The organism is Segatella copri (genome assembly GCF_019127135.1).
Taxonomy (GTDB): domain Bacteria; phylum Bacteroidota; class Bacteroidia; order Bacteroidales; family Bacteroidaceae; genus Prevotella.
Genome location: NZ_JAHOEA010000079.1, coordinates 1 through 11,796, shown reverse-complemented (window position 1 = coordinate 11,796; position 11,796 = coordinate 1). Strand labels below are relative to the sequence as shown.

At 41.0% G+C, this 11,796-nt stretch carries 7 protein-coding genes; 1 reads left to right on the top strand and 6 read right to left on the bottom strand.

The window, feature by feature from the left end:
* From KSW37_RS14225 to KSW37_RS14200, 6 genes are all read right to left on the bottom strand, one after another.
* A partial coding sequence (locus tag KSW37_RS14225; RefSeq protein WP_217314989.1) for an OmpA family protein occupies nucleotides 1-957 on the bottom strand: 957 nt, incomplete at its 3' end.
* Nucleotides 958-975: 18 nt separating this feature from the next.
* Entirely contained in the window at nucleotides 976-3,672 is a 2,697-nt protein-coding gene (locus KSW37_RS14220) for an Ig-like domain-containing protein (RefSeq protein ID WP_217314988.1), read from the bottom strand.
* A 23-nt stretch (nucleotides 3,673-3,695) separates the two neighbouring features.
* A complete protein-coding gene (locus KSW37_RS14215; RefSeq protein WP_217314987.1) occupies nucleotides 3,696-4,196 on the bottom strand; it encodes a hypothetical protein in 501 nt (166 codons plus the stop codon).
* Between the two features lie 96 nt (nucleotides 4,197-4,292).
* Nucleotides 4,293-7,814: a PL29 family lyase N-terminal domain-containing protein gene (locus tag KSW37_RS14210; RefSeq protein ID WP_217314986.1), complete on the bottom strand. Its 3,522-nt coding sequence runs from the start codon at nucleotides 7,812-7,814 to the stop codon at nucleotides 4,293-4,295.
* A 664-nt stretch (nucleotides 7,815-8,478) separates the two neighbouring features.
* Complete coding sequence (locus tag KSW37_RS14205; RefSeq protein WP_118066456.1) at nucleotides 8,479-8,775, bottom strand: nucleotidyltransferase domain-containing protein; 297 nt, start codon at nucleotides 8,773-8,775, stop codon at nucleotides 8,479-8,481.
* Complete coding sequence (locus KSW37_RS14200) at nucleotides 8,754-9,143, bottom strand: HEPN domain-containing protein (protein WP_118066454.1); 390 nt, start codon at nucleotides 9,141-9,143, stop codon at nucleotides 8,754-8,756. Before KSW37_RS14200 ends, KSW37_RS14205 begins: the two co-directional genes overlap by 22 nt.
* A 703-nt stretch (nucleotides 9,144-9,846) precedes the next feature.
* Between KSW37_RS14200 and KSW37_RS14195 the strand changes: the two genes are divergently transcribed.
* Nucleotides 9,847-10,893 (top strand): tyrosine-type recombinase/integrase, encoded by a 1,047-nt coding sequence (locus tag KSW37_RS14195; RefSeq protein ID WP_217314985.1) that lies wholly within the window; start codon nucleotides 9,847-9,849, stop codon nucleotides 10,891-10,893.
* Nucleotides 10,894-11,796 lie beyond the last annotated feature (903 nt).

The following is an 11,796-nucleotide window of genomic DNA, read 5'->3' as shown; positions in this document are numbered from 1 at the left end:
AGCATAGCCGGTTACTACAACCTTTGCCTCTGTGTTCTTGTTCAGGAAGTCAACCACCTCACGGATCTTAGCGTCCTCAGCAGGGGCTATCTTGCAAGAGTTGATGTTGAAGAAGATGTCACGGCGAATCTCCTCTACCTTCTTCTCTACAGGAGCTGGCTTAGGTGCTGGTTTAGGAGCAACATATTCCTGCTTAGGAGCTGGTGCCGGAGCAGGTTCCTCTACCGGTTTCTCCTTCTTGGTATAGCTCTTGCCCAGGTTGATGCGTACACCTGCCAGGGCATTGAAGTACCAGTCTGGATTATCAGCCTTCTTAGAGTTATACTTGTCGCTCAGGATATTGGCGTTTCCTTCGAGCATGATGCTTACCGCCTTGCTAACCTTGAGCTCTACATCAATACCGGCTCTTCCATATGGACGGACCTTGGTTCCATCCCAGAGATATTCCAGATTGTATGCATTCAGACTCTTCAGGGTAGCAGCCAGATTGTTTACATCATCATTGCCCCATGCCACGTTCAGTCCTCCACCAGCAAATGCAGTAACATTCACCACGCGGTTAGGGTTCCAACCGCAGAGAAGATTAGATAGGTTGAACATGAAGTCAACGCCCGGAGCTACATATTTAAACTTATAGTCAGCATTGTAAGGAGCCTCACCTGCTTTAGCACGGAATCCAGCCCAGCCGCCCTTGCTCTGCCATCCATTAACCTGGAAGCGCATACCGAAAACAGGAGAGAACTGATAGCCCAAGCCCAACTGGAGGTTAGGCGAGAGCAAGTCGCCAAACTTAGCTTCACCGAGTGTATACTGAGCACCTCCCTGCAAATCTAAGAAGAAGTGCTTCTGAAACTGATACTCATTTCCATCCTGATCTGTGTAGGATGCTTGTGCCATAGCGGCTGTAGAGCCGATGGCTAACATGGCCGTTGCCATGAGCAGCTTAACTGATTTCATAACTTTCTACTTTAAATTTTATTTCTTGACGAATTTCTTTCCATTCACAATGTAGATACCAGAACGGTTCATCTGCTTAACCTTTCGTCCCTGGATATCATAGATTACATTGTTCTTTCCAGTAGAATTCACAACATGTTCGATACCAGTAGCCTTATCATTGTCTACTTCGATTGCAATCGTCATTCTTGGATTAGCACGACAATCACTCGCTCGAGTTGTGGTTTTGTCCTCAAGGAACTTTCCAAAGTTTGTATCTCCGAATGTTCCCTTCAAAATAACTATAGCGTAAAGATCGGTATTCAATTCACCTTCTCTAATAGGAGTATCAAAAACTAACAACAATGTCGGTGTTGTTGGATCTTCCGGATCTACATAGTTTTCAAAATGTCCTGTCCGAATCGTTTTGTTGTTGTCATAAACAGCAAGTCTCACTTCTCTTTCAGGATTAGCTACCAAGCCATCATAGTATCCTATGTTTTTTATCATGAATCCATTCAAAGCAACGTCCTTGACTGGTTCTGATACATCAGGCAACATCTGTAATACAGAATAATCGTATTTAAGATTTGGATCTTCAGGAGAGCCACCCTTTCCTATCGTAAAGGCTTCCTTGATGGCCTGCGTCTTCACTTCCTTATTATTCTTTTCATAATGGAAGGTGCCTTCTGGAATTACCAACTGATAGTTTCCCTTTGCCAAACCTGTCAATGCAATCGTAAACTGGTTGTCTTTTTCTGTTGCAGCAACAAAGGTTACGTTCTTCACACGCTTACCCTTCTCATCTGCAATATAGGCATCAACATCACTCATTACAGTTACATGACTCAACTCATCGAAAGAAAGAGTCAGGAGGTCTGCATTGCTTCCTACTATTGCAGGTGTCAACTTGTAAGCAGTCGCTATGGTCTTGATAGCTGCTGCCGGTTTCTCTACTTCTACGAAAGTAAAGGCACTGGTCAGACTGCTTTGCCAATATGGAGTTGTAACATTTGCTTCTGTCTGATATTTCTTGTCTGCCTGATTACCCAATGCATAAACAACACTTGAACTACCTGTAACGGAAGGATAAGTTCCCTTGAAAGAGAAAGTACCCAATGCCTTGCCTGCATCAAATACTTCACCCGATTCGAGTTGAATAGCAGAGCCATCCAGTTTGGCAAGTGTAAGTTTGCTTACTTCAGAATCTGCATCAGCTGTCACTCCATTGACATTCAGCATATTGTCATCAGCATCACCCAAGGTGAAGACTCCATTATTATCTAACGCCTCAAAAGCAGAAGCTTCATCTATATTGTCTACCAATAGAACCTGCTTTTCTTTTACAGCAAGATACAATGATTTACCATCCTTATTTACACTGACAATCTTGTACCATTTCCGGTTTTCAGGAAGAAGAACATCAGTCTCGTTGTAATAAGCATCAATCGCAGCCTTGAATTCTACATCTGTTGATGCTTCATTCTTAACAACATTGTCCAATGCTACGTAAGCCGCGCTTGTGACCTTAGGATAACCCACCGATTTGTTTTGCAACAGTTCTTGGGCTTTCAGGTAAGCCGCAGAACCGACAACTACATATTCTACATCAAAAGCCTTATTGTAGCGTTCCAATTCGGCGTTACCCTTCTTGTCATTGCAAATTACATCAGCAGGAACAACAAGTTTATACGTTCCTTTTCTTGAGATAGTACCTGCAGCACCCTGTATTTCAAAATTAACTTTCGTATCAGATGCCTTGACAGCCTTTACTTTCAGGAAGTCGTTACCATCTTTCAGTAATTTCACGTTGGCAGCCTCATCAACATAACCTACCGTTTTTCCGAAGTCTACGGTAATAATAAGAGGTAATGTTTCAACTGTGCCCGCTGCAGGGATAATCGAAACAGGGCTAAAAGGAGCCTTGATGACAAAAGAGAATTTCATTTCCTTGTTCTCAAAGCCTTCCTTATCAACAAAACTCTTTGCAGGAACCGTAAGTGTATATGTACCATTCTTTGCTATCTGGCTAGCAGCAGATAAGGTTACCACATTGTCTTTTACAGTAGCAGAAAGCGTTTGGCTGCTCGTTCCATCAGAGAGTGTGATTTTGGATGCATCTTTAACCAGCATGTTGCGGTCGAATGTAAGATGCATTTTTTCAAAGTACTCTAAAATACTGCCATTCACCAAATCACTAGTAGCAGTCAAAATGGTAGACGGCATGGTATAGAGTACCGTAATCTTTTTTAATTGAGCATTCGAAAAACTGTTTTTGTAAATCAAGTCATGGATATTCTGCTTTTTATCATTAATCCATGTCTTGTATCCATCTTCCTGACTTCCTAATTCATCGTCTGTCACTCGAAGATCACCTACAGTACTACCTTCGGAGAAAGATACTCTGTCAAGACGTCCGATACCAGGTGCATGCACTTTCATCAAAGCCTGCTGACTGACTTTGAGATAATAGGAGATATCATGAGTATAGATATTAGTAAAGTTAACGATGGCTGTACCCAATCCCTGATTACCCCACTCAAAATCAATAGTAATGTCGCCATTAGAGAAAACATCATCAGTAACGGGAACCTCATTACTATTACCTTCAGGTGGAGTTATGGAAGGAGTAAGGCTGAGTGGCTGACTGAAATCAAATACAGCAGTGCGCTGTATCTGAGCCCAACCGGGTGCAGACACACAAGCTAGTAATATGACAAACAATGATTTCTTCATAATAGGTAAGTTTATATGTTTTATTAGCGCATGTTCATATCTATTTCGTCAGTAGCCGTCTTTACACACAGTTTCCAAGTGCCGTCTACTTTCACCGGATTGAACATATAAGCTGTCTTTGCCGGTTCAGCGGTTCCAGCCTGTTTTGCCGTTGCAAAGGTAACATCATATTTCACATCATTGCAGCCTTGCAACTGGAATGAGTAATATACGCGTGTATAATCCAATACAGGGAACATCTTAAACTTGTTAAGATATCTTTGTCTTGTTTCTTCTGTGAGAGGTTTCACTTCTTGCGTAGAATCGGTATATTCATGCAAATTGGCAAGCACTGCGTTATAATCCTTTGCCTTGAGTTGCGCCATGGCATCATCACAAAGTTTCAACATAGCAGCCGTATCTTCTTCAGTCAATTCGCTTCTGAATTCTTCAACCTGCTGTTCGCGACTTTTCTTTTTCTCACCGCATGAGCATAATGAGAAGACCAATATAGCCAAGAGAGAATATAATATAGTTTTTTTCATACCCGTCACATTTTTAAATAAAAAGAGGGTGCGCCGCTCTTTTAGGCACACCCTCTAATTAGAGCTTAATTATTAATTTTCTTTTCAATAAATGTCTTAATCACCGATTGTACCGTTGATTGTGAACTCAACCTCAGTAGTAAACTCACCCCACTCGTAAGCGATAGTGATAGGAACTTTTACCTTGAAGGTCTCTACGTTACCACCATTGTTGTAGTACCAGATTGTACCGAACTTAGCCTTATTAGCCTCCATGAAGGTTGTCAAAGCTGCATTCTGACTTGCAGAGTTGTAAGAAGTCAAATTGTTGGTGTAAGTTACCTTACCCTTAGTCTTAGAATCTGTAGCGACACCACTTCTATTACCGCACTTGAGTTCAACCTGGTTACTAATCTGATCCATTGTAGTCCAGCTACCACCGCCAAGAGTTGTCTTAACCTTAGCAGGTGTAGTATCGATAGTGATAGACTTCACATTGTAGTAACCCCAGAACCAGAGGTGGTCACCCCACATATTACTCTGGTTAGCTACACAACCTGCCTCAGAAACTGTAGCAGTATTCCAACCACGCCAATCGTACAACTTGAAGAGATCAAGAGCGTAGATAACGTTACCATTGGTGTTAGCATCGATACGTGGCTCTGTAGCAACATCAATCAAGTTGATTGGACGCTCCCAAGATGTCAGGAAGATACCATCCTTAACAAACTCAGCTACACCACAAGTATTCTCAGTTACAACACCTACCCAAGAGCGAAGCTCCTTCTGGATATTAGCATTCGCAGGCTCATAACCAATCGCATTCAATACAGCCTTTGTTGTTTCATTCTTATTCAATGTAATCTCACTAGTAGTAGGATCCAATGTAGCAATTTTAACATAAGAAGTACCCTTTACTGCATAGAGATCAACATTCGTGAATGCACCTTCTGCGTAGTTAATAGCACAACTTTCAAGAGTTTCCTGCAACTTAGCCTTGCTGAATACATGAGAATCTGTAGGGATATACTTGCAGAACAACTTGTTCCACTTGGTATCAGAAGCACCGCGCTGTGGAGTAATAGTATAACCACCAACTACAACAGGCTCAGGAACGAAGTAATACTTGTGAGGACCTACTAACTTAGCAACATTACCCTTCAAAGTAGAAGTAACCTTGCGGCTAATACCAAGGATATCGCCACCATTTGTAGGCTCCTTAACATCGAAGATAACAGCTTCCTTACCATTTACAGAACCATCAAGTCCCTTCCAGTACTCAGGAATCAACTCACCGAATGTCTGGTTCTTATTGATACGTGACAAGGTGTAAGTCAACTTAACATAGATGTAAGGATACTTAGCCTTTGCATTACCTACGTAACGTACATAGCGAGTTACAGTAACAGGATTAACCTGATCATGAGTCAACTTCTCAAGATCTTCAGCAGACAAATGCCACTTGAACGTATGGTTAGTTGTACCCTCAGTATTACCGAAGTACTCGATATGACCAAGATCATCAGCAGCTGTGTATGTACCGCCCTTCTCAGGAGCTGTCTTGAACATCTTCAGATCCAATGTAGTATTACCAGCAGCATCCATACCGAAATTACCCTTAGAATCAATAGTATACTGCTCATCGAAGTCCTTCTTTGTCATATTCTCAAGACCCTCTGTCAATACTATTGCAGAGAACTGAGACCATGTAGTCTTCAAATCATCAATACCATTGCAGAGATCGAACTTAGCATCCTTTGCAAACAAGTCTATTGTCTTATTAGGAGCAACCTCTGGGTTCTGACGAGTAATGTGAATCAAGATGTAACCATCCAATACCACCTCGTTACCACGTTTAACAAGTACCTGAACCAATGGTTCACGATCGATAGAAGTAGCAGATTCTGAAGTTGGATTACCGCTTGCATCAACATTATAAGCACGGAGGATACCATCCTCAGAACTCTTTACACCAGCGTCTTTGTTAACCCACTTAGCATAACGGCTATCAATTGTAGCATTGCCATCTACCTCGTATTCTACGAGATTAAACTGATAGGTCAAGCCCCAATCCTTACCTTCTTCTAGTGACATCTCCTTCAAGTTAACACCAAGTTTAGTAGAAGTACCAGGAGTAAACTGCTTAACATCCTCTACCAACATGTGGAGTCCGAGGTAGCTTGCGATATCAATACCCTCTGCACTGTTATAGTAAAGTTCGAGAGCAGCACCTGCTGGATCTGCCAAAGCCTCCTGAGGTGAATCATAAACGTGAACCTGAGCAACAGCATCAGCAGCAGTTGTACCGAATGTATTAGCAGTAGGAATACCCTTTTCGTCACCCATACGGGTATTAGGCAGACCTAATCCAGCATAATGAGGTTTCAATCTCCAGTACAAAGCCTCGAGGTAAGCCTTCTGTGGCTGAATCAAAGCATAATCAGAAGTAACCTTGCCTTCAGCTACTGTGCTTGCATCAGTCTTAGCCTGCAAAGCAACGGTATTGGCTACATTCTTATCATTGATAGTTGGGAATCCGTTCAACTTTTCAGGATGCTGAATCTTCAATCCTGCAGTTACAATACCATTAGAAGTATTGAAGAGAGCCTTACCTGCATCGTTCGTCTTTGGAGAAGTAATATCTCCAAGTGCTGAAGCTGTAGCACGAGTATGATAATTCAATATTGTTGGCTCAAGAAGATTGAAGCCCGCAATATCCTCGTATGCCATATCAGCATTTGATGGATTCATGTGATACTTAACACCCCAAGCAGGACCATAGTTGTACAATGTTGTTGGCACATAAGCTGGATCATTTTCCAATCTGTCTGGCAAATAGTTATCAAGGCCAGTAACATCCTTATGAGTTACGCCATCATCAATTGTTAAGCGGCTTTTACCCCCAAGTCGTGTTTTATGTACCAAGTACTCACCATGCAAGTAATCATAAGTCAAAGTCTCGATACCATCTAAGTAGAGATTTGGAATGAATACCAAGCCTGTCAAATCACCAGTAAGTGAAATAACGACCTTTTCACCAGAAATACCCTTAACACCTGTGAGGATCAAATTATTATCATCCAAAGAAGCGGTAATAGAATTTGGAACCTCAGATACAAACTTAATTTCACTCTGTTCTACCTTCTTGCCATCCTTGTAGATGTCAAAGTAACCTGTTTCGGCATTAGGAACATAGTAAGTGTAAGAAGTAGCACTTGCATCAGCACCTGGAGCTCCAGCAGGACCTGCAGGACCAGTTTCACCCTGATCGCCCTTTTCGCCCTGAGGACCGCGAGCCAAGTTGTCTGTCTTTGTACCATCCTTATACCAGTAACCATCGTCACCGATAGTCCATGCAGTACCAGGAGCGCCATCCTTACCATTTACACCATTCTTAATATTGAATGATTTTCCATTACTGAGTGTTACAACAACACCATCACTAGAGGATTCTGTCCCAGTAATAACACCACCACCCTTAATCAAGTTCTGAATGGTTTCGATTGCCTTTGCATTAGTATCAATCTGCTGTTGCAGATTACTAATGTCATCATCGTAGTCTTTACAAGAAGTAAATGTGCTTACCGAGGCAATTGTCAATGCACCCATAAGCAGCGCGCTAAAATACTTTCTTTTCATACGGTAATAATTTATAAAGTTATACGATTTTTCCAACCTTTCGGAAGGAAGTTATTAATTAATTCTCTATATCGAATTAAGAGTTCCGTTTGATGAAAAGAGTCTGCACTTTTAGAAAAGTTCTTTTTTCAGTTTCAAAGGTCCTCTTAGAAAAGTTATTTTTTATCGTTCTTAAATATCGTGGCTTTTATCACCACTCAGTTCTTATCGTCTTTGAAATATCTCCAGCCGGGAGATTTTTTATGTTGCAAATATAAGTATTTTTTTCGAAACTTGCAAGTTTTTGAGCATTTTTTTTTCAAAAAAGGCTAATTTTCTTATGTTTTTTATAAAATAGCCCCCATATTGGGCTTCTAACCCGTCCATTTTCCCCTTTTTTCTCCATTTTGCCCATATAAAACCTACACCTTATCATATATAGGGGAGATTGGCGGTCCTACACCTTATTATATATAGGGACCATCTAGATACGAATGTATGAGTATCTACCAGGAATGTTGTTTTCTGAAGACTACCGAAAAAAATCCGTTTTTCTTTGGTATTATTCCCAAATAGTTGTATCTTTGCACAAAATTATAAATAACACTGGAGATATGAAGCAAGATACTAAAAGATAAGCACCCCCCATCCGGCTTGAGAAAGAAGGATGGGGGATTTCTGTATTTTATACTGCTATTCCATTACGCATTATATCATCATATAAGGGTGATGGTTTGCATTCTTCAATCAACACCGGTTCTATAGATGTATCTATATTAAGGGTGGCAAGCCATAATGAAGATGTAGTGTCCAGCCAGTCGCCATTAAGCTTAGGTATAACTACTGCTACATCAATATCACTATCTTTTCTTGCTTCATTTCTACTACAAGAACCATACAGATATACTTTCGCATTAGCAAGCAATGGAAGTATTGCTTCCTTGTAGCATTTTACTATCATTAAAGCATGTTCTCTATCCATTGTTTTAAAACTTTTGTTTTATTTATTAATGTTCTGCAATATTCTGGAGTCAATTTCTTCGCTAGCTCATCTTTGTAGGATGGGTATCTTGCCTCAATATTCATTGGCATTAATTCCGCAAGAAACTTTAGCTGTTCTGATGTCATTTTTGATACTAACCCGCAGCTTTGTGCCAATTTCAAGAGGTTATGGATGTATGGAACCTCGTCTGGTTTTATAGCACTCCAATACGACTTTATTGTTTTTTCTATAACCAAATGGCACATAAAGCCAACATATAGCCATCTTCCACCGTTGTACATAACCTCAGCGGTTTCGATGTCATAGTCTGCAAGTTCTTTCCAATATTTAACTTTATCTATTGCCATACTGTTCTTGTTTTTGTGCAAAAATAAACCAAATAATTAAGATTACCAAATTTTTAGTGTTAAAAAGATTTTTTAGAATAAAAAATCCGTAGCACCGGATATGCCCTTTCCTCCGTTAGGCGTTCTGGCGGATCGCCTAATAGACTAGTGAATCGTATTATACCAAGCCGCCTCATTCTGATAACTCAAGTGCTTCATTCTGATAACTCAAGTGCTTCATTCAGTTCACTGAGCTACTTCGTTCAGCTACTTCAACTATTTCATTCAGCTAACAGAGCTATTTCATTCAGCTACTTCAACCATATCATTCTGACACTTCAAGTACTTCATTCAGCTAACAGAGCTACTTCGTTCAGCCAACGCAGCCATATTATTCAGCCAACGAAGTCGACTCTTCCACCCAACGAAGTCGACTCTTTAACCCAACGAAATCGAATCTTCTGCCCAGCGCAGTCGTATCTTTAACCCAACGCAGTCATATCTATCGACTCAATGAAGCGTATAAACTTGTTAAATGACGTACATGATTTCATCTACTTACTTAAACTGGCTGACTGCCCATTACACCTTATCATATATACTGACATTAATGTGAATATCGGAAAAAGCTTTGGGTAATCAAGAGATTAATCGTAACTTTGTTGGCTGTTTACTAATTTGTTATACAACAAAGCACTTCATTCAACATAATATTCACATAAAAATGATACTAAGAATAGAAATTCCACAGGAACTTATTCGGCAAGATGCAGAAATCGTCATCAAAGTAAGCAACAGAAACAATGCACTGGGATATGTCATAGAGAAAGGTAGCGAACATGATGCGCAGCAAATAGTCAAAGAAGACATGAATGGCGGTCCGACGCTGGGCGAATATGTCAGGGAACTCACCCAGCGACTCCACAAGAATGGCAAGCACCGGTCTGCCGAAATATATATGTGCACCTTGCGCAGTTTCATGAGATTCCGGAAAGAAAAAGACCTGCTGATTAGCCAACTCGACAGCCTCATCATGGAAGATTACGAGAGTTATCTCAGAAAGAGCGGTCTCACGCTGAATACCATCTCTTTTTACATGAAGCGTCTACGAGCCATCTACAACAAAGCTCTGGAGCAATATGGATTAGAAGACCGCAAACCCTTCGCCCACTCTTTCACCAAGAACACCCCGACTGCCAAAAGAGCACTTACAGCGGAAAACATCCACCAGATAGTCGCTGCAACAACCGTCACCGAGGAGGAAGCGCTGGCGAGAGATCTATTCCTCTTCAGTTTCTATACCCGAGGCATGTCGTTCGTAGATATCGCCTTTCTTGAAAAAGGAAGCATCAAGGACGGGCAACTTATATACAAGAGAAAGAAAACGGGTAAAGAACTGAGGGTGGCATGGCGCCCCTGTATGCAAGAGATTGCAGACCGCCACCCTTCACTCGACGGCAAACATCTGCTGGGTATCGTAAACCAGAACGTGGTTACCGATGTCAGGAAACAGTATCACTACCGCCAATGTAGGGTGAACAAGGCTTTGCAGAAGTTCACCCGGCGCATCGGCATACCGATGAAAGTAACGATGTACTGTGCCCGTCACTCCTGGGCTACCATCGCCAAGGAGAAGAACATCCCCATCAGCGTGATAAGTGACAGCATGGGGCACAACTCAGAGAAAATCACGCGCATCTATCTGAAAAGTATCAATGACGATGTGATAGACAGATACAACGATATGCTTATCGAAGCTATCAGTATGTAAGGGGGAGATAGAGTAAATCTGCCGACGATACAGAAGAAATTACGTCACGATGTAGTTGCAGATGCGTCATGACGTAGCAACAACTACGTCCCCGACGCAGTGACAGCTACGTCGCGACGCAATTTCAGAAGCATCCTGCCCATTATCAAGTAAGGCTCTTTTGAACTTCAAAAGAGCCTTTTTGGGATTTCAAATAAGCCTCATTTAAAGTTCAAGTGAGCCCTACTTAAACATTACGTAAGCCTCACTTCCATTTTTGGTGATAAAAAGACGAAAAAAGAGCTGTATAGAACGCAAAAAACATTGTTTTGTTCAATCAATGCATCAAGAGCCCCAATGAATAGGAAAAAACAAAAAAGCAAACAAAACAACTGAATATCAGATAATTACATAGCTTTTTAGCATAATTATCGCAAACTTGGGCGTGGCAATAGGTGGCAATAAGGTGGCAATAGAAATAGGGGTTGTTGCCATCATTAAACTACTGTATACCAGCAAGTTAGTATGCGTGTGGCAAATGTGGCAATAAAATTGAGAAAAAACTTTTTCTTATATAAATATTTAGGGTTGCGATTCCATAGCATATCTCCCGGCTGGAGATATTTCAAAGACGATAAGAACTGAGTGGCGATAAAAAGCCACAATATTTAAGAACGATAAAAACTGAGTGGTGATAAAAGCCACGATATTTAAGAACGATAAAAAAATAACTTTTCTAAGAGGACCTTTGAAACTGAAAAAAGAACTTTTCTAAAAGTGCAGACTCTTTTCATCAAACGGAACTCTTAATTCGATATAGAGAATTAATTAACAACTTCCTTCCGAAAGGTTGGAAAAATCGTATAACTTTACCTGTTGGCGGAATTAATTTAGTGCATACTTAATTCTGCCAATGGGCTTGTC

Bases quoted from the DNA above. Each gene is read 5' to 3' on its own strand.
- KSW37_RS14200 (WP_118066454.1), bottom strand. From the start codon at position 9,143: ATGGCAATAGATAAAGTTAAATATTGGAAAGAACTTGCAGACTATGAC.
- KSW37_RS14195 (WP_217314985.1), top strand. From the start codon at position 9,847: ATGATACTAAGAATAGAAATTCCACAGGAACTTATTCGGCAAGATGCA.
- KSW37_RS14205 (WP_118066456.1), bottom strand. From the start codon at position 8,775: ATGGATAGAGAACATGCTTTAATGATAGTAAAATGCTACAAGGAAGCA.
- KSW37_RS14220 (WP_217314988.1), bottom strand. From the start codon at position 3,672: ATGAAGAAATCATTGTTTGTCATATTACTAGCTTGTGTGTCTGCACCC.
- KSW37_RS14210 (WP_217314986.1), bottom strand. From the start codon at position 7,814: ATGAAAAGAAAGTATTTTAGCGCGCTGCTTATGGGTGCATTGACAATT.
- KSW37_RS14215 (WP_217314987.1), bottom strand. From the start codon at position 4,196: ATGAAAAAAACTATATTATATTCTCTCTTGGCTATATTGGTCTTCTCA.